General features: G+C 61.0%; 12 protein-coding genes and 1 pseudogene. 5 read left to right on the top strand and 8 right to left on the bottom strand.

The annotated features are described in order from the left end of the window. Window positions 1-43: 43 nt before the first annotated feature. The 3 genes and pseudogenes from Spa11_RS14085 (at window position 44) to Spa11_RS14070 (ending at window position 3,961) form a co-directional block, all read left to right on the top strand. Entirely contained in the window at window positions 44-1,135 is a 1,092-nt protein-coding gene (locus Spa11_RS14085) for an anhydro-N-acetylmuramic acid kinase (RefSeq protein ID WP_145113312.1), read from the top strand. An 83-nt stretch (window positions 1,136-1,218) separates the two neighbouring features. Further along, a pseudogene (locus Spa11_RS14075) lies at window positions 1,219-2,847 on the top strand (family 10 glycosylhydrolase). A gap of 13 nt (window positions 2,848-2,860) precedes the next feature. Then, window positions 2,861-3,961, top strand: coding sequence for a glycoside hydrolase family 10 protein (locus Spa11_RS14070; protein ID WP_145113306.1), 1,101 nt, complete (start codon window positions 2,861-2,863; stop codon window positions 3,959-3,961). A 30-nt stretch (window positions 3,962-3,991) separates the two neighbouring features. On the opposite strand, the gene Spa11_RS14065 is transcribed toward Spa11_RS14070, so the two are convergent. The 4 genes from Spa11_RS14065 to Spa11_RS14050 all read right to left on the bottom strand — a co-directional run bounded on the left by Spa11_RS14065 (window position 3,992) and on the right by Spa11_RS14050 (window position 9,541). Beyond that, window positions 3,992-5,851: a sodium:solute symporter family transporter gene (locus Spa11_RS14065; protein ID WP_145113304.1), complete on the bottom strand. Its 1,860-nt coding sequence runs from the start codon at window positions 5,849-5,851 to the stop codon at window positions 3,992-3,994. 74 nt (window positions 5,852-5,925) lie between these two features. Next, window positions 5,926-6,984 carry a Gfo/Idh/MocA family protein gene (locus Spa11_RS14060; RefSeq protein ID WP_145113302.1) on the bottom strand — a complete coding sequence of 353 codons (1,059 nt, stop codon included), beginning with the start codon at window positions 6,982-6,984 and terminating at the stop codon, window positions 5,926-5,928. Between the two features lie 132 nt (window positions 6,985-7,116). Continuing rightward, complete coding sequence (locus tag Spa11_RS14055; RefSeq protein WP_145113300.1) at window positions 7,117-7,956, bottom strand: Gfo/Idh/MocA family protein; 840 nt, start codon at window positions 7,954-7,956, stop codon at window positions 7,117-7,119. A 112-nt stretch (window positions 7,957-8,068) separates the two neighbouring features. Continuing rightward, a complete protein-coding gene (locus Spa11_RS14050; RefSeq protein WP_197529398.1) occupies window positions 8,069-9,541 on the bottom strand; it encodes an efflux transporter outer membrane subunit in 1,473 nt (490 codons plus the stop codon). 569 nt (window positions 9,542-10,110) lie between these two features. Here Spa11_RS14050 and Spa11_RS14045 point away from each other — a divergent pair. Together Spa11_RS14045 and Spa11_RS14040 are read left to right on the top strand one after the other, a co-directional pair. Beyond that, a complete protein-coding gene (locus Spa11_RS14045) occupies window positions 10,111-11,310 on the top strand; it encodes an efflux RND transporter periplasmic adaptor subunit (RefSeq protein ID WP_197529397.1) in 1,200 nt (399 codons plus the stop codon). 9 nt (window positions 11,311-11,319) lie between these two features. After that, window positions 11,320-14,481, top strand: coding sequence for an efflux RND transporter permease subunit (locus Spa11_RS14040; protein WP_145113294.1), 3,162 nt, complete (start codon window positions 11,320-11,322; stop codon window positions 14,479-14,481). A 97-nt stretch (window positions 14,482-14,578) separates the two neighbouring features. On the opposite strand, the gene Spa11_RS14035 is transcribed toward Spa11_RS14040, so the two are convergent. The 4 genes from Spa11_RS14035 to Spa11_RS14020 all read right to left on the bottom strand — a co-directional run bounded on the left by Spa11_RS14035 (window position 14,579) and on the right by Spa11_RS14020 (window position 19,189). Beyond that, the gene (locus Spa11_RS14035) at window positions 14,579-15,526 is read right to left on the bottom strand and encodes a glycoside hydrolase family 16 protein (RefSeq protein ID WP_145113292.1); all 948 of its coding nucleotides are present in this window, start codon (window positions 15,524-15,526) and stop codon (window positions 14,579-14,581) included. 115 nt (window positions 15,527-15,641) lie between these two features. Continuing rightward, a complete protein-coding gene (locus Spa11_RS14030; protein WP_197529396.1) occupies window positions 15,642-16,838 on the bottom strand; it encodes a glycosyltransferase family 4 protein in 1,197 nt (398 codons plus the stop codon). Between the two features lies 1 nt (window position 16,839). Then, window positions 16,840-17,994 (bottom strand): glycosyltransferase family 4 protein, encoded by a 1,155-nt coding sequence (locus Spa11_RS14025; protein ID WP_145113288.1) that lies wholly within the window; start codon window positions 17,992-17,994, stop codon window positions 16,840-16,842. Further along, on the bottom strand, window positions 17,987-19,189 hold the full coding sequence (locus Spa11_RS14020; RefSeq protein WP_145113286.1) for a glycosyltransferase family 4 protein: 1,203 nt from the start codon (window positions 19,187-19,189) through the stop codon (window positions 17,987-17,989). Before Spa11_RS14020 ends, Spa11_RS14025 begins: the two co-directional genes overlap by 8 nt. Between the last annotated feature and the right edge of the window lie 629 nt (window positions 19,190-19,818).

Below are 19,818 nucleotides of genomic sequence, written 5' to 3'. Positions count from 1 at the left end.
GAATCCTTGATGCGGCTCCCATGTCTTCACGGAACGCCCCGTCATGCGTTACGCCATCGGCCTGGTTTCGACCGTCACCGGGGACGCCGTTGAAGGCGCCCTGATACGTAGCGATGGCCGTGATGAAGTCGAATCGATCGGTGGCGTAAGGGCCCTTTGCGATGAGTCGCTCCGTTGGGGACTGCTCGAGGCGACACAGAACGACCTCCCTACGACCGAGATTTTACGGCTCGAACGTGCGTTGACGGATCATTACGCAACTGCCGTCGAGATGTTGCGTGAGGCTCACCCCTCTGAGGCCGCGCAGGCGGCTGTTATTGGACTCGACGGTCACACGCTGCGGTGGGCGCCGCACGAAGGGCTCATGCTACAAATCGGAAACCCGTGGCGGCTCTCGGCGATGACGGGCTTGCCGGTCGTTTCCGACTTTCGGCGGTACGATATTGCCCGTGGAGGCCAGGGCGCGCCGATGGAGGCGTTGTTCTACTGGGCGCTGATGGCGCGGGAGCCGCGTCCGGCGCTGATGATCCATATTGGCGACGTGACCAGCGTCACGTGGCTCAGTCAGCAGAATGAGATCATCGCCGGCGACGTGGGCCCGGGGCTCGAACTCTTAGAAGAGTGGGTGCAGGAAGTCGCCGACGCGCCGCACGACCGCGACGGCTGCGTCTCGTCAGCGGGGCTTGTCGATGAGGCATGTGTCGAATACGCCCTGGCAAGCCCCTTTTTCTCTCGTCCGCTGCCACGTACGCCGTCGCGGGCCGACTTCGAACGCATCGATGTTTCGGGGCTCAACCCCCAGGATGGCGCCGCAACCATTTGTGCGGTGATAGCCGACGCGGTTCGACTCGCCGTCCGACAACTCCCCGATCGGCCGCGGCTTGCGTGGGTGACCGGGCCGGGCAGCCGACACCCGTTGATCCTCACACGGCTTGCTGGCGTATTTGAGGAAGTTCGAAACGTCAGTGATCGAGGGCTCAATCCCGAGACACTACATGCCGAAGCCTTCGCTTGGTTGGGGATCCGCTACTTGAGAGGACTACCTGTCTCGACCCCGGAAACAACGGGGTGCGATGCGGCACGTTGCGCTGGTTCGTCGACGGTTTGGGGAATTAGTCACGGCGAGGCGCGATAGACGCCTGCTCTCCCACATCGTTGACGGACGGGTCGCCGTGAATACGGTACAGAGTGGGAACAACCCTCCGAGGCACTCTTCGTATGATATCTATCCAGACTTCGTGCCTGCTGCCGTTCTTCGTGATGGGAATCCTCGCTCCTGCGCCCTGTCTAGCCGCAGCGCCCGAGGTGCGGGGTACTTGGCTGACCACGACAGGTCCCGACCATATACGGACGGGCGTTAGCACGGCAGATGTGATGTCTGACCTGCGCGATGTTGGGCTAAACACGGTCTACGTTGAAACGTGGAAGAACGGGTACACAAACTTTCCTTCACAGACTCTGGCGACTCTGACAGGCGGCGCCGACCGCGCGACCTACCTTGGGTCGTCGCGTGACTTGGTGCAAGAGACACTCATCCAAGCACACCGCAATCAGCTTCACTACTTCGGCTGATTTGAATACGGCTTGGCTGCCGAGTTTGTCGGCGCCGGAGGGTATCCCGTCACGCCCCTTGGGCAAGCGATGCGTGACAACGGATGGCTCTTGCGAGACCAAGCGGGGAAGTTCGCCAATAGTTCAAACGGGTTCGCATGGATGAACCCTGCAGTCGCCGAAGTGCGGCATTTCATGATCGACATCACGCTGGAAGCGATCGAACGTTACGACTTCGACGGCGTGCAATTCGACGATCGGCTCGCTTGGCCACGTGAGTTCGGCTGGGACAGCACTACGGCGGCGATCTATCTGCAAGAGACAGGTCGCTCGCTTCCCTCGAGCGTCAACGACACCCAGTTCCGGGAATGGCGGCAAAGAAAAGTGACACTCTTTGCCGAGGAGCTGACCTCAGCAATCTCAGCCAAAAGGCTCGACCTCCTGCTGTCAGTGAGTCCCTCGGTGACGAACTTCTCTGACGTGAACTTCAACGCTGAATGGCCGCAGTGGCAGGACGCGGGCTTGTTCGACGAGTACGCCGTACAAGTCTACCGCGACAATTACACGTCATTCAACACAACTCTCACCGGTCAAGTAAGTCAGTTCTCGTCATCCCAACGAGGCGAGTTAGTTGTGGGGCTGCGGGGTAACGGCTCCGGTTCAAACACACCGATCGCCGACCTTGAGCAGATGATCATCCGTTCGCGTGAGGTTGGCGCGGGAGGCCATGCGATCTTCTACAGCAAAGCGGTCCGCGACGATTATCGCACTCAGCTCACCGCGTTCTACGATGTCGCGGGCCAGGGCCGTGCCCTCAGTCCGCAGTTCGCAGCCGACCATCGCCTCGCCCCGGTTCTGGGAACGTCACGAGGCTCCAACCGGTGGCGATTCGACATCCCGAAAGGACAAGGGTATCGTCTGGTCGCCCAGGTCGGTGGCGTCTGGCGCGAGCTTTCGGACGGCTATTTTCCTGCCGGGGTCCGAGACCTGACCGTTCCGGGCGCTTCGCGGGTCGAACTTCTCTCGGATCGCCGACCCATCGAACCGGCAGACTACAATGGAGATGGCTTGGTAAACGCCGCCGACAACACGGTTTGGCGAGACTCCTTGCTCTCGACGGCTGACCTCCGCGCCGACGGGAACGGCGACGGTATTGTCAACGCGATGGGCTACGACTTGTGGTCTGGGAGTTACGCTTTTGAGCCGCCGAGCTCGACGACAGTTCCCGAACCCTCCTCGATCACATTGCTGTTAACACTACTTGCCGGTTGCCAGTGCAGAAGACCGACGGGTTAAGGAGCCGAGTATCTTGATCCACATCGCGCCGTATCTTGCTTGCCTTATTGGTGGCGTCTTAGCTACAACGACGGGCGCCACGTCGCCAGTGCGAGGCGTGTGGCTGACGAATGTGGGCAGCGATGCGATGATGACTCGCGCGGGGCTTGAGCAGGTTATTGCCCGTTGTAAAGCGGTGGGCATAAACACGATCTACCCTGTCGTATGGAATCGTGGTTACACGCTTTACCACAGCGCACTGATGGAGCGGGAGTTCGGGGTAGCTATGGACCCTCAGCTGCGAGGGTTCGACCCGCTGAAGGAACTGGTTGAGTTAGCCCATGCCGAGGAGATCCGCGTCGTGGCTTGGTTTGAGTTTGGCTTCGCCGCCAGCTACCAAGAGCCCGACGGGGGTCGAGTGCTGCGTGATCGGCCTGAGTGGCGGGCTCTCGACCGCGAGGGAGACCTTGTCAGCCGCAATGGCTTCCAGTGGATGAACGCCTTCGACCCAGATGTGCAGGACTTCCTGCTCGAGATGCTCAAGGAGGTCGTAAGCAACTACGCCGTCGATGGCGTGCAAGGAGATGATCGCCTGCCGGCGTGCCCAAATACGGCGGGCTACGACCCGAAGACGGTTGCGATCTACCGGCATGAGCACAGTGGCGCTGCTCCGCCGGATGACTTTGCCGACCCCGTATGGACGCAATGGCGAGCGGACAAGCTCAGCGAATTCGTTAAGCAAACTTACCTAGAGCTTAAGACGCTGGAGCCCGACGTTTGCGTATCATGGGCGCCAAGTGTCTGGCCGTGGAGTCGAAATCAGTACCTCCAGGACTGGCCGCGGTGGGCGCGTGAGGGTTGGGGCGATGAGTTCTGTCCCCAGGTCTACCGTCGCCAGCTCGACGATTACCGTGCGACGCTCGGTTCGGTTAAGGCACAAGTCCCCGCAGAAGTCTTGCCAAAGGTCTACCCCGGAGTGCTCATATCACTCGCCGCCGGTTACGACCTGCCGAGCCCGCATTTACGCGCAATGATCGAAACGAATCGTGAGCTGGGATTTGGTGGCGAGGTCTTTTTCTATTACGAGGGTCTGCGTCAGCACGCCGAGGTGTTCGACACGATCTACGTCGATTGACGCCGCCAGAGAAGAGCCGGGAATCAGCGATCAAGCGTCGGCGTCCAAGCGGTTCATCATGCGGTTGAACAACCGGGTAAAGATAACCCCAAACGCCACCGAGATAGCAGCGTAGATTGCCGCCTCGCTCCAACGGCCGACAAACGCGACCGACGCCGCCAGTACTCCGCTGGAGGCGGAAATTGCCCCGAAGGCAGCCGTGGCGAAGCCCTGCACAAGCAATCCTCCGCGCGGGGCTTGCCACGCGGGATCGTCATTGAGGCACGCCTGCCGCACAGGGCCCCAGGCGCCCATCGGCTGCGCACGGCGGTAGAACGCCTTGAGTACTTCGATCGGTTCGGGACGCGTGACGAGCGTGACGACGACCCAAGCGACGAGCGTGACGGCCATGCCTAGGGCGGCCTGGAGCATGTCCATCCCTTGGGCGGCCGACTCGCTGCCGCCACGCGCAGCAGCCCAGGCGGGTAAGGCGCCGAGGATCCCAATGAACTCAATCGGACCGATCGTGAGCCCACCTAAGGCGACATAGACCAAGGGGCCACCGACCATAGCGGTGAGCCAACTCCAGAAGTTAACACGCCACCACCACCACTGCCCCCAGTAGACCGTGGCCGTAGCGCCGTACATGCCGGCCAACACGATTGCGATGCCAATAAGGGATTCGGCGTTGTAGGTGACTGCAACACCAACGCCGAGGATGACAAGCATCAGCAGCCGTCCGGTCCACACTGCCCCCGCCGAGCCCGGGGCCAACCAGGAAGCTGTGGGTATGACTTGCCTCGCCACATCGTTTACCAACGTCTGCGAGCCGTAGCTGAGGTGACTGGAGATTGTCGACATCACGCTGGCGAGTAGCGCTGCTAGCGCAACGCCGAAGAGCCCGGCTGGGAGATACTCGTCCAGGAGCATTGCGTAGGCCTTCTCTCGTTCAGAAGGCTCGGCCTGGTAGAGCTCGGGGTGATTGACGAGTAAGCCCAGCGCCGGCAACGTCAGCAGCAGTAGCATCACGAAGAGGCCGATCATCGCCCAAACGTTCATCAATGCTGCATCGCGGTCACTGCGGCACGAAAAGAGCCGCTGTCCTTCGAGATCGACGGACCCGCCACGGCCGACGGTTGGCACAACGAGCCACGCCATGACCACCAAAGGCCCCAATACTCGGTGCCCCCATACGGGCCAAGTTGAGAGCACCTCGGCCGACTGTTCTGGCATCGACGTTGTGATCGCCTCGGCGAGGCCACCGGGTCCCCCGTGCTCCCAGAGCACCGCGGCAGCGAGCATAAGACTCGAGCCAATGATAACGAGAGTCTGCATCACGTCGGTCACGACAACCCCGGCGAATCCGCCGATCCAGACATAGACCAACAGCACCGGCAGCACGATCGATAGCGTGACGGCTTTGTCCTCAACGCCAAAAGCGGGGCCGAAGATCTTGTGGACCCCTAGAAGGCCGGCTCCGATCCATGGGGCCATGTTCACGAGCACCGCGAAGAGCGACGAGTAGACCCGAACAAAGCGTGTCCGTGCGCCGCCGAAGCGAAGAGCGTAGAACTCGGGACCCGTGCGGACGCCCAGCTGCCGCCAGCGGGCGGCGAAAAGCATCGCAGCGATCATCCACGCCAGCGCGAAGCGGGGAAGGTAGAAGAAGGCGATCGGTAGCCCTACCACAACCGCGAATCCGCAGTAGGTCGGGCCGACGTCGGCGTTGAGGGCGGTCGCGGCGTAAGAAATGCCATTGGCCCAGCCGGGCATTCGCCGCCCTGCTAGGAAGTAGTCCTCCTCGGAGTCCCTATCGGTCTGGGGCTGACCGAGGTTGGTGGACGATTTTCTACGCAACCAGCCGCTCGAGGCGATTCCTAGAGCGAGGCTCGCTAGTAAGTAGACTGCCACGACGACTTGGTCGCTCAGGTCAGCCGCGGCAATGAGTGGCGCAGGAAGGACCAATCGCCTACAGGGGGTTTTCGCTAGAGCGTCACGGGAGCATTGGCGTCGCTCGACTTGTAGATCCCATCAATAATTGCTTGAACCTTGCGTCCTTCGGCGGGGGTCGCGCCCACGCCATGGGTGCGAGAACTCACTGCTTCGACAAAGTCGGCCATCTGGAGCGCCATCTGGTCGGCTAGAGGGAGGGGGATTTTTGCGTCGGCGTTGCGGCCCGCGACCTCTGTTCGGAGGACGAGGTGGTCGCCGAAGAGCTCGAAAGTCAGCCCGCCGCGGTCACCGAGAAGTGCAACTAGTGAGTCGGGCGTCGTTCCTGCCGGTAGGTTACATGCCCAAGCAATTTGCAGATCGAGGGTCGCGCCGGAATCAAAGGTTACTAAGGCGGTGGCGTGATCATCCACGTCGCAAACGCCCTCGTAGTTTGGGGGGCCTGCCCACATCGATTCGTAGATGTAATCGCGCATTTTCACGCCGAACTTGGCGTACGCCTTGCCGCTGACGGCGACGGCGGTTGGTTGCCCAAGGAGGTGGAGCCCGAGGTCAACAAGGTGAACCCCCAAATCAAGCAGAGCGCCGCCGCCGGACATCGCTTTGGTCGTGAACCAACCACCGAGGCCGGGAACGCCGCGTCGGAGATGGAGGTGAGCCTTGGCGTGATAGACCTCGCCTAGCACGCCTGTCTCGACGAGCCCCTTGGCGCCGGCGCCGACGGCTGTGAAACGGTGGGCGTAACCGACCTGCAGGACTCGTCCCAACCCTTCGGCGGCTTCACAGAGATCGTCGCATTCGGTGGCGGTGAGAGCCATCGGCTTTTCGAGTAACACGTCCTTGCCCGCTCGCATCGCTTCGAGCGCCAATGGACGGTGGAAGCAATTCGGTACGCCGATGACAACCGCGTCGATCGATGCGTCGTCCCACAAAGTGCGTGGATCGTCGCTCGCTGTGGCGCCAAATTCGCCGGCGATTACCGCGGCGCGATCGACATTGCGATCAACGACGCGACCCAGCTCAACCCCTGCGATGGCCGCAGCGGCGGCATGCTTTGCGCCGACGGCTCCTGCCCCAAGTATTCCTAATCGCATGTCGTCAGCTCCCTTGTTCTGCCAGTCGGCGGCTCCTCGGCTAAGGGCGAGCAGTCCTGGCCTATGCTAATGTGGTTCGCTGAACGCACGAACGCAACGGGGCGGCTTGCGCAGCCGTCTCTCGAGACGGGTTCAGACGGTAACCCATCCATGGCGAGCCGCGGGGCTTTTCACTGCCTCCAGAATTCGCATGACAGCGAGGGTCTCGCCACGCGGAACGAGCGGTTGACCGGCCTCGAAGAAGTCGAGGATCGCCGCCGCCGCATCGACAAAGAGTCGTTGGTCATCCACTACCACATGCCGCGACCAACGATCGGTCGTAAGCATCGCGACAAACGGCGCGTACTCGGCGGCATTGAAGTCGATCGTCGCCACGCGGCCACGGCTGTACTCGATGACGAGGGTGGGGTGAAGCTCGGCGCCGGCGACGGTAAGCCGCTCGGCTTCGGGCCCGAGGCAACTGACAACAATCTCGACCGGATGGACGCCGTACTCGGCAAGAGACGCGCCGCCGGCCCACACGCCAAGGTTCACCAGCGGACCTTCGAGCTTCTCAAGCTGCGCTTGAATTGCCGTCGTTCGCAATGCCGAGGTCGATTGAACCGCGACGCGATTGGAGTCAGCTAGTGCAAAAATTCGTTCCGCCGCCGCTAGGTCGGGCGCGAAAGTCTTATCGATGAAAGTCGGCTTGCCGTGGGGCAAGACCTGTTCTGCCAGCGCCTCGTGCGTCTCTGGGGTCGAAGGCGCCAAGATCGCGATGGCATCAACGGCTGACGCCAGGTCAGCGATTGTGTCGTAATGAGGGATCCCATTCTTGGTAGCCCAGGCTGTGCCCTTCTCAGCCTGAAGCGCCGTGGCGCCGACAATCTCCCAACCGCGGTGGACGAGCGGGCCTCGTAGCGCCGACAGGTAGGTGTTTGCGTGGAAGTTGTCGAGGTTGTCATCGACGAAGCCAATGCGCTTAGCGGCCATTCGGTGAGGTTCCAAAGAGGTCTTGTAATCGTCGCCAGCCTACGGCGCCCTGGCGCGGAACGACTAGGGAGACGCGACCCTCCTGGGAATCACGGTTCTGGTCGATTCTAATCTAGCGCTCTACTTCTTCCGGCAGTTGTAGGGCCTCCTCGATCGGCAGCGGCTCGATGGCGGGCGGGGCGGCGATCTCTTCCTCGGCGGCCTGGATTGCCTCAGCAGCTTCGACCGGAGGGGTAAGTCCCCGTGCGAGATAGGGGGACGGCCACCCTCCGCCCAGCGAACGGTAGATCGCGATATAGGCCTGCGCGACCTGCCCTTTCGCAACGGCGGCGTTCTCCTCTTGTCGCGTCTTCGAGTCCTGGACAGTGATCACACGATTGATATCAACTTCACCTTCATCGAGCTGCAAGTTGATGAGCTCGTTGGTCTTACCGGCGGCTTGTGCCGCTTCGAGTTGAAGCTCGAAGCGCTGTTGCGACTTCAAGAAATCGACGATCGCATTTTCCGCTTCCAGGTTCGCCAGCAAGACCGTCTGTCTGTAGTTGGCCAAGAGTTGCTGGAACCGGGCGTCTTGAACGCGAATACCGTTAACGATACGGCCGTAGTTGAGGATGTTCCAATTCAGGCTGGGTCCAATCGAACCGAATCCGGCGCCGCTGCGGAAGACATCCGCAAACTGGTTCGCGCTGCGGCCGACGGTTCCAACCAGCGTGATCTGAGGGTACAAGTCCGCCTCGGCGACGCCGATCAACGCGCTTTGTGTTGCGAGATTGCGTTCGGCGCGGCGAACGTCGGGGCGTTGCAACAGCGTCGCCGCGGGAACGCCTAGGGCGATCTCGGGTTCGACCGCCGGGATTTCGCCTTCGCCAAGCATTGTCGTGAGGTCCTCGGGGGGCATGCCCAAAAGGACGCAGAGTTGATTCTGTGCTTGCCGTAGTGCGCTCTCGACTTGCGGCGCAAGCGCCTTCGTTTGCGCCAGGCTGGATTTGGCCTGCTGGACGTCGATGTCGCTGGCTTCTCCGCCGTTGAAGCGAGTCTGGATGGTGTCGTAGGTCTTCTGCTGATTGAGAACGTTCTGCTGAACGAGTTCGAGGCGCGCTTGTAGCGTGCGAATATCGATGTAAGTCGCCGCCACGTCCGCGACGAGTGTGACAACGACGTCGCCGTAGTCGAAGACCGAGGCGTCGAGGTCGGCGTCGGCCGCCTCAATGGCCCGACGGTAGCGGCCCCAGAAGTCAATCTCCCAGGCGAGGCTGAATGACCCACGCCAGGTGCTGAAGTGCCTGTCGAAGCCCGACCCCGTTGAGAGGTTATGCGTGTAGGATGCCGAGAAGTCTTGCTGCTGAGGGAAGAAACTCCCCACGGCGATCGCCCGCAGCGCCCGTGCCTCCATGATTCGGGCGCCGGCTTCGCGGACGGTGAGGTTCTGGCCGTAGGCCTGAAGCACGAGCTCGTTGAGGACCGGGTCGTTGAAGGACGACCACCAGACGACGTGATCGACGGGGTCCTTCAACACCCGCCTGTCGTTGGCGTCGATCCAGTCCTGGGCGACCGGCGCCGTTGGCGGGCAGTAGTTGGGACCCACCTTGAAACCATTGGCGACCCATTCCCTCGGACTCCGGCAACCCGGGGTGAGCGCAACCACCCCAAGCAAGGCGAGGCCCGCTAACCAGCGCGAATCGGCTCGCAGGGTTATTAGACAGCGGCTTGGTCGTGATCTTGGTCGCATGTCCCGCCCTGCAAATCGAGAACTCTCGTCAGCATCAGAGTTTTCGTTGCTTTCGGCGCCGGTCGGACAACCTGCCCGTGCGAGCCGGAAAAGCTTCACCGATCGGCGCCAGCGGATCGGCAGAACCACTGCGACCGGTAAGGTTTCACTGGGCGGACGGGGCTGCTGCGGAGCCCCCTGCCCTACTCGGCTGCTCCCTGCCTTAAGCAAGCGACGAATCTCGCTGTCTGGTGAGCTAAACCACAAGCGACACGCCGGGGTGGCTAAAAGGGGCGGTCAATGCCCACGGGGATAGCTATAATGAGGGGCTCTCCAGGCTAACCCGCATGCGACACTATCAGTTGATGACGGCCGCTCCCCAGCCGATTGCGAAATCCTCCGCACCGACAGCCGCTCAGCGGGCTGCCGGGCCCTTGGGCATTGCCTTGCGCTCTGCGCTTCCGATCGCCATCTTGGCCTTGGGCTGGTACGGGTTTACGACACTTGCAGTCGAGATCGAGCAGAAGCCGGCGCAGGCTCCCGCCGCATTAACGCTCCGGACCAAGGTCGAGAACCTCGTCGTTGAAGATTACCCCGTCATCATAAAGACGAATGCAGTCGTGCAGTCGGTCAATCGGGTGGTGCTTTCGGCTGAGGTAGCGGGAACGATCGTCAAGGTGAGCCCTTCCTTCGAGGTGGGCGCGTACTTCAAGGCTGGTGACGTCTTGGTGGAAATCGACCGCCGGGACTACGAAACGGCCCTCTCGATCGCCGAGTCGGAACTGGCGGCCGCGAAGTCGGCCCTCAAGCTGGCGACCCTCGTCGAAGAGCGGAAGCTCCGGCTGGTCGAGTCCAACGCGGTGTCTCGCGCGGAAGTCTACGAGGCCTCGGCAACGCGTGAGCAAGCCGAGGCGGATGTTGAGCTGGCAAAGACCCGGCTTGCCCAAGCTTCGCTCAACCTCCAACGGACGCGAGTCGTCGCTCCCTTCGACGGTCGGGTTCAAGCGAAGCAGATCGGACTTGGGCAACTTGCCAACCCAAGCTCGCCGCTGGGGGAGGTCTTCGCGGTTGAGTTCGCCGAGGTGCGGCTCCCTATCTCAAGCGAACAGCGGCAGTACCTTGAATTGCCGGAGTTCGCAGACGACCCGCCGCTGAGAGTCGAACTGCGTGACGCCATCAACAGCGAAAACGATACGGCGTGGGAAGCGGAGATTGTGCGGACCGAGGGCGTCCTCGACGAAAGCTCTCGGGACCTCTTCGCCATCGCTCGTATCGATGACCCTTTCGGGCGTGAGTCGGGCCGCCCGGCGATTCGGATCGGGCAGCCCGTGTTGGCGTCGATCGAAGGCCGTGTGTTGCGTGACGTGATCGCTCTTCCACGAGGCGCGGTGCGCGAGTTAGACAAAGTCGTGCTCGTCAACCAATCCGACCAGACGCTGCTACCGCTGAGCGTTAGCGCAATCTGGTCCGACGCCGACCATGTGGTGGTGGCGAGTTCGTCATTGCCGCATAACACGTGGATCGCCACCACACCGATGGCCTTCACTCCCAAAGGGGCCAAGGTCGATATTATTCCTGATGCGCAGTCGGGCACAGCGATTGCCGACGCTAAGACCGAAGACGCCGACTCGGGCGTCGCCAACTGACGTAGGCCAATGATTCGCTGGTTCGCCGTCAATGGCATAGCCGCTAACTTCTTGATGCTCGCGATCGTCGTCGCGGGCGTCTACGTGGCGATGTTCCATGTGCCCCTGGAGGTCTCTCCGGCTCGCAATTTCGAGATGGTCATGGTCGACATGGTGTACCGCGGCGGCACCGCCAAGGATATCGAGCGGGCCATCTTGATCCCAATGGAAGAGGCGCTCGAAGGGGTTAAGGGCATCCGAGAGATCATCTCAGAGGGCCGTCAGGGCGAGGCGCGACTCTTTTTGAACGCCGAGCCCGGCGCCGACCTGCGGGCGCTGATGGACGATGTCGTCGCGCGAATCGATACGATCACGACGTTTCCGGACGAAACCGAACGTCCCCGCGTAATGATCCCGGACTCTTCCAATTGGTGGGAGGTCCTCAGCATTGCGGTCACCGGAGACCTTAGTCAACGCGAACTCCGCGAAGTTGCGCGGCGTGTGCAGGAGGACGTAATCGCTCTTCCAGGCGTCAGCCGCGCCCAAGTACAGGGAGACCGTCGGTACGAAATTAGCGTCGAAGTTGACCTAGAGAAACTCGTTTCGTACGGGCTGAGCTTTCAAGAGCTCGCCGATGCGATTCGGCAATTCTCGATCGATCTGCCCGCGGGTTCGATCGACAGCGCTAGTGGCACCTTCATCGTCCGCACCCGGGGTCAGGCTTATAGTGAGCGGGACTTCAACCGCCTTCCCATCCGTGCAGCCAACGGCGCCGATGTGCTGCTCGGTGACGTCGCGACTGTAACCGACGGATTCGAGGAGGGCGAGAAATCGGTCGAGTTCAACGGTAAACCGGCGCTCTTCGTCGAGGTGTTACGCACCGGCAACGAGAGCGCTATCGACATTTCGGACCAGGTTCACGAGTACGTCCGCAAGTCCCGGGCCCGTTTTCCCGAGGGGATCGATCTCTTCATTTGGGACGACGAATCGGTTTCGATCCGAGGCCGTCTGAGCACGCTCGTCGGTTCGCTCGTTCAAGGCGGAGTGCTTGTCATGCTTCTCCTGGGTCTGTTCCTGCGACCGATGCTGGCGTTCTGGATCGTTCTCGGGATTCCCGTCGCCGTTGCCGGCGGCGTACTGACGATGCCGTTCTTCGGTCTAACCGCGAACGTGATGAGCTTGTTCGGGTTCATCATCGTCGTCGGTGTCGTGGTCGACGACGCCATCGTCACCGGCGAGAATATCTATATGAAGTTGAGAGCCGGCGTACCCCCGCTCGACGCGGCCGTCGATGGCGCGCATGAGGTGGCGGTGCCGGTGACCTTCGGCGTGCTGACGACAATCGTCGCGTTCTTGCCGCTAGTGTTCTTCGACGGGAGTTGGGGGGACTTTGCGTCTCAAGTACCGCCGATCGTTGCGCCGGTGCTGCTCTTCTCGCTCATTGAATCCAAGCTGATCCTCCCCGCGCATCTCAAGCATCTGCGAGCCGCGCCCCGCGACAACACTTTCTCACGCTTCCAGGCCTCCATCGCCAACGGACTTGAGATGTTTGTCGATAAGGTCTACGTGCCGGTGCTTAGGGTCGCGATGCACTACCGGGCATCGGTGTTGGCTTTGTTTGCTGTGGGCGCCCTGCTTATGACCGCTTATTGCCTGAGTGGGCGGATGGAGTTCATCGCCTACCCAGCAGTCGATGGGCAGAGAATCTCCGCCGAGCTTGACATGCCTGACGACACGCCGTTGGAGGTGACCGTTCGTTATCTGGATCGGATCGAGGACGCCCTGCTGGAGATGCAGGAAGAGTACGTCGATCCAGGAACAGGTAAGTCGCTCGTCTTGAACGTCTCAAAGCTTATCGGAGCCGCTCGGATACACCGCGATTTCGATAAGTCACGCGGCGTGATTTCGTTTGAGGTGATGTCCCCTACGGATCGTACCGAGCCGGGGCCGAAGAACAGCGAGCTGGTCACGCGATGGACCGAGCTGGTTGGACCGATCCCCGAGGCCACCGAATTTCGAGTGCGTTCAGACTCGGGGGTGCGCAACGAGCAGGACTTCGACGGCGAAAACCTCAATATCGAGCTCCGCGGCCCGATGTCGCCTGAGAAGGCGGATGTTGCGCGTCAGATTCGGTCCCTATTGCAGGAATACGCCGGCTTTGCCTCGACGTGGGCCAACATCAACTACGGTCAAGACGAGCTCGAGCTGAAGCTGAAGCCGCTCGCTGCCGAGTTGGGGCTTACCCAGCAGCTTCTAGCTCAGCAGATTCGCCAAGCATTCTTTGGCGAAGAGGCCCAGCGAGTGCAGCGCGGGATCGACGATATCCGCGTCATGGTGCGGCTGCCTCGCGAGCAGCGCGAGTCCCTCTACACTCTGGATCGCATGCGGATCCGAACCCCTCTCGGGGCGAACGTCCCGCTTTCGACGGTCGCCGAAGTGGCCTTTACCAAAGCCCCCTCTTCGGTCCAGAGAAAAGATGGCTCGGAAATTCTCCGCATCGGCGCTCAACCGGCCGACGAGACCGTCGATGTCCTCGGCATCGCCAGGGAGATCAATCCACGCATAACCGAACTGTGTGCCGCCAACGGACTGGCATTCGAGTACGTCGGGTACGTCGCTGAAGCTGACGACGCTCAGAAGACGACAATCCTGGGATCGCTGCTGTTGTGCTTCTGTTTGTACGGCCTGCTGGCGATCGCGCTCAATTCGATGAGCCAACCCTTTTTTGTGATGCTCGCGGTGCCCTTTGCGATCATTGGCGCCTTGCTCGGGCACCTCTTCATGGGGATCACTCCGTCGTACTTATCTGTGTTTGGCATCCTCGCTCTAGCGGGGGTCGCGGTGAACGATACCCTCGTGATGATCGACTACGTCAATCGTCGCCGCGAGGAGGGGTCTTCAATCGAAGAGGCCGCTCTGCTCTCGGGCGCTCGTCGGTTTCGCCCCATCCTGTTGACCTCGGTCACCACCTTTATCGGCTTGGTGCCGTTGATGATCGATAAGTCCTTGCAAGCCCAGTTCTTGATCCCAATGGCGGTATCGTTGGCCTTCGGCGTCATGTTCGCAACGCTGGTGTCGCTCTTCCTTGTGCCGACAGCGCTCGTGTCAGCCAACGACGCCATGAAGGCGGTTCGCGCTGCGAACCGCTGGTATTTTCAGCCCTTCCACAAGAAGACAGAGACAGAGGCGTGACGGCGTTAGGCAGTCATTGCAACAGCTGCGGCGCGTAGTTGGTCAGCGAAGCCGCAGACGACAGGACGTGATTGAGATGCTACTTGCGTTGCGGAGTCTAGTCGGCCCGAGCCGCGACTTCCGTAGGTGATAGTGACTGACGATGTGAGGATTTCGGAATGACGCCGTCGTCTTGTCGCTGATAGACACGAATGAAGTCGATGACGTACTTTGCGGGCATCTCGACGCCTGAGGGGTCGCCGCCGTTTTGACCACCAACGGCTAGGTTGACAAGGAGGTAGTGAGGCTGCCGGAAAGGGTTTTTGCCTTCGTGGCCGCCGCCGTCCGCCACCGTGGAGTCAATGCTGTTGATCAATCGGTCGTCAACGTAGATATCGATCCTCGCCGCAGTCCAGTCCACCCGCCATAAGTGGAACTCATCGGACCAACTGGCGTCGCCGAGTTGATCGATCGGCACGCGAACAGCGTCCCAGGCGACCAGCCGGTCTTCGCCTTGCCAGGCCGCGTTGGCGAGTACCATGCCGCGGTAGTACTCCATCACGTCGATCTCACCGCAGCGTGGCCAACTGCCGTCGCCGAGGGTCCAAAACGCCGGCCACATACCGGGCGCGGTCGGGATCTTGGCTCGCATCACGAACCGGCCGTAGAGCCACTCGCGTTTGCCTTGAGTTATTACGGAGGCGGACGTGTACTCGGCAGACTTTCGTTGCGTGGCCCACGACCGGCTCCCTACGTGGTAGTCGGGATTGGCACGGCGCTCGCGGACGGCCTGAATGGTCAAGAGCCCATTATCGACCATGGCGTTTTGCGGCTGGTACCATTGCAACTCGTTGTTGCGGACGAAGCCGTGCTCGTAGTCCCAGTTGGCCGGGTTGGGGACGCCATCTTTGTCGAACTCGTCCGCCCACACCAGCTCGTAGCCGCCTTGCTCGATGGGGGGTGGCGGGTCGGCTTCGGTGGGCCAGTCCGCATGCGCGGCGCCGGCCGTCAATGCTTGGCACACGGCAAAAGCGACAATGCCGAGCGGGATCGATCCAATGTTCATTGGCACTTCAGTCCCCGACAGAGCGGTAGGTAAAACCGTCGCGGAAAGTTGGTTTGGCAATCCCCTAGTGTAGCGTAGAAGGCAGCTCACGGGTGGACCGCGGTGCTTATTCGATCTAGCCCGTCCGGCAAGAATTATTGTCTATAACGGCAGCGTTAATGACGTCCTCTACGGCTGTGACGTACGATGCTAACGTAAATCGACTGCGAGCCGTTCGTGACCCCGCTGCGACGAGCGAACTTGTCAGCTCTCTATCGGATAATAGTCGTTGAATCGCAGCTGAGAGCGATTGAACATCACCGGGGGGAGTCAAGAGTCCGTTCACGCCGTCTTCGATGATTTCCAGAGCGCCACCTGCCGCCGCGGCAATCACCGGCCTACCCGCGAGCTGACCTTCTAGGATAACGCGTCCAAAAGGCTCCGGCTGAGTCGAGCAGTGAACGATGGCGTCACAACCCTTCATGAGCGTCGGCACGTCGTTTCGATGGCCAAGCCAGTGTACTCGACCGGCGAGTGCATCGCGCCTTGTGAGGGAGATCAGTTCATGGGCAAGTCGTCGATCGGCATCCGTGAACAGTGCATCGCCAACGACGACTACTTGTACGCGGCCGAGTTCGTCGCATTGAATCGCTTCGAGTAAGATGCGGTGCCCCTTCCATTCGGTGATCCGTCCGAATACGCCGATGAGTGGCGTATCTTCACCGACTGCAAATGATCGCCTGACGGCGTTCGCTTCCTCGACGGTAACTTTATCGAAAGGAACAGCATCGATGCCGTTGTAGACAATTCTTGTGGGGCATTTTCCGCCGGCGCGGCGGTAGGCGTTGGCGGTGGCCTTCGAATTAGCGATCACTGTCCTCGCGCACGCGTTGGAAGTGAGCACTGCAATCCGGCGGTTGGCCCGGCTGAAGTGACTGGCGTCGAGCATGTCTCGCAGATGCCACAGGAAGGGCTTCCGAGCCCATTTGGCGGCCACTCCGCCGATGACGGCTGCGCGTTGTGTATTGGCGTAGATGACCTCGTGTTGCGTCGCCAAATTTCTTAATCTCAACGCAAGCTTCAATGCGTTCGGCGCCGCCGCCAGGTGCCGTGTGAGGCCCGCGTTCTTCTGAACTTTGAGATCTTCTTGTAGTACTTCAACCCGCACGCCGGCGGAGCGGAGTTGATCAGCAAAGGGGCCCTCGGTAAAGAGGGCAACCGTGTCACGCTTAGCGCCGGCATCGAGCCGAGTGCGGACGACGTCAAATAGCGAGAGCTCGGCTCCGCCTAGCTGACCGCTTTGATCAATGAAGAGAACACTGGGCGCCGTCATCTCAGTTGTATGCCTCCATCGCCTCGGTGTAGACGCTGAGGACGCGTTTGGCGATCGCCGGCCAGCTGAACCGTTCTTGAGCATAAGCTTGGCAAGCGGCTGTACTCGGTAGGCTCTCCAGGCCGTTCAGCGCGTTCAGCAACCCGTCACGGATATCGCCGACGGTCGAGCCTGGGAGGATGAGGTTCGAGTCTAGGTCACGAACGATCTCCGGCATGCCCCCGACGGGAGTGACGAGCGCGGGGGTTCCCGCTGCCAACGATTCAGGAATGATCAGCCCGAAGCCTTCTAGCGACTGGCTTGGCACGATCGAGAGGTCCGCAGCGCGGTACACCGTCGGCAGCGCGTCGTCGGGGACGAAACCCAGCAGACGCACCGTATCGGCAAGGCCGGATTCAGTGACGATGTCGGCCAGCGCCGGCGATAAGGGGCCTTTGCCAGCGATCATCAACTGGGCGTCGGGGCGACTCCGGCGGACCTCAGCCATTGCTTCGATGAGTTGTTCAAGCCCCATGCGGTGAACGAGCCGGCGAACGCAAAGCACGATTGGCCGATCGAGTTCCCATCGTAAGCTTCGCCGCGCGTCTCGCCTTGAGAGCCCGGTTTCGAAGTGATCGATATCGACGCCACCCGGGATCACCCGCACTCGTTCAGGATTCACATCGTAGCGATGGAAGAGTACGTTGGCGAACGCCTGCGAAAGCGTGATGAAGCGGTCGCCCGTCGCGTACACCGCGTGTTCAATATGACGCTTGACCCGCACATTGAGACCGACCTTCTTCTCGACGTGAGACTCGTCGGCCCAGGGACCATGGAAATGAACGACATGGGGTAGATACTTCAGGCGCCCACGCAAGGGGTACGCGTAGAGCGCTAAGTGCGACGTGACCAAGTCGGCGCCCTCGATAATTGAACGCTCCCGCCACATGGCGCGAAGGCGGGTGATCACGCCGTCGTCGGGTGACGCGACGGCGTGAACTTGAACCAACTCGCTCGGGGTCAGGTCTTCTGTCCCTGTCACCAACCATCGTTGCGCGACGCCCTCGGCCGCAAGCGCGCGGGAGACCCCTTCCGCATAGCGGTTGAGTCCGCCGGTACGGACGTTAAGCCACTCGGCGCCGATAGAGACGATTCGAGTCGGGATGGTATCAGACACACGAATCTCTTCCGCTTTGACTCGAACTGGCGGGTGATCCAGCGGCGACTTCCGACGCGACTTCTATAAGAATCGCTTCATACCGCTCACCAACTCTTGGCCAAGCGAGTTCCTGAGCGGCTGCTCGCCCACCCGCACCCATCCGCCGTCGCATCGAACGATCTCCAAGTAGCAGCCGTATCGCGTTGGCGGTGGCTGTGGTATCGGTAGGGTTCTCCAGTACGATGCCAGCATCGTGGCGACGCACCGCCGCGCAAGCACCGCAGGTTGCCGATGTGACGATGGGGAGACCAACCGACATTGCTTCGGTGAGCACTAGCCCAAACGGGTCGTAATGCGATAGCAGGGCGAACGCATCGCCACCAGGGAAAAGCGAATTGACGTCACGACGGAATCCCAGGAATCGCACCCGATCTCGGACCATGAGGCGGGCGGCCATCGTCGGATACGGTCCTCCGTCATACGCACCTGCCGCGACAAGAACCACCTGCGGCGGCAGAGTCGGAAGCGCACGAAGAAGAACGTCGAAGTTTTTTCGAGGAGTCTTCAATTCGCCGGCGAAGAAGACGACGAATGCGTCGTCATCGACATCAAACACTTTCCGCGCGTGCTCTCGGGTAATACTGCATTTCTCTGAAGGTCCGGGGTCGAGGCCGTTCTCGACGACAACCACCTTCGCAGCTTCAACGCCGACATCCTTCACCAACTGTTCCTTAACAAGGCCGGAGACCGCTACGATCCGGCGCGCCCGCCGGTAGGCGTCGGCTTCCCAGCGGCGCGCCTGCCACGAATAGGCATACTGGTACCAACTCCACGGGCGTCGCCTGGACGCACGGGCCGGATGTTGCGCCGACTTTATCCAGCTGGCGTGCACGAAGTGGCAGAGGTTCACGTCCGACGACGCCATGCTGATCCCGCCATTGGCGACAATCAAGTCATGCTCGCTACGGAGGCGTTGAATCGTGTCGGCCGAGCGCTTTCCGAACAATAAGTGTCGCAGCAGTCGAGTCGGCGCTTTCGCAGGCGAGACGGTGATGTGCGACGCACCCTCAAGCCCTTCGACATCGCCCTGTCGGTCCGCTGAGATCAGCGTTACGGCGTGCCCACGCCGGAGAAGGTGTTCGGCAACCTTGGCGTTGACCTTCCCCTGGCCGTCGGTGGAGAGGAACGTGTGACTTAAGAGAGCTACTTTCATGCTCTCATCTTGATTCGAGATCGAGATCGCGCTGGCACACCGATGGCGGTGCAGTCATCAGGCACGTCTTTGGTTACGACGGCGCCGGCGCCGATAATTGAACGAGAGCCGATTCTCAGACCGCGGTCGGGTCGAGGTACGATTTTAGCGCCAACGCCAATGACGACATCATCACCGATCAAAATTCGATGTTCCGAACCGATCCAGGTTTCTCCCGCGATGGCTACTTGGTGATAGATCGTGACTCTATCTCCGATCTCAACATTAGGGTGGATCACCACCCCGAGACCGTAATGCTTGAGTATCAGACCAGTTCCAATCTTAGCCTCTGGAGGTAGCAAAGCGCGAAAGCAAATAAAATTGAAGGCCTTCGCAAGCTTGGCAGGTAGGCGCCAACCCTTCGCGTATAACCGGGTACTTAGTCGCCAGGCAAGCGCAGCCGTTGTTGACTCGGACATCATCAGGATAGGACTGGAGGCTAACGTGTCCACTGCTAGTCGTGAATGGGTGCTCTGAAGTTAGCTGGGTATTGCCCTGAGGGGTGTCGCCTGTGGGGTGAGGCCTCGGCGACTCGGGACGCGCAACCGCTGTTGGCTAATCCAGGAGCGATCATGCGTAACCTCCGCCAC

It is taken from the genome of Botrimarina mediterranea (assembly GCF_007753265.1).
In the GTDB taxonomy this organism is placed as follows: Bacteria; Planctomycetota; Planctomycetia; order Pirellulales; family Lacipirellulaceae; genus Botrimarina; species Botrimarina mediterranea.
This window is presented reverse-complemented; position numbering and strand designations above follow the sequence as displayed.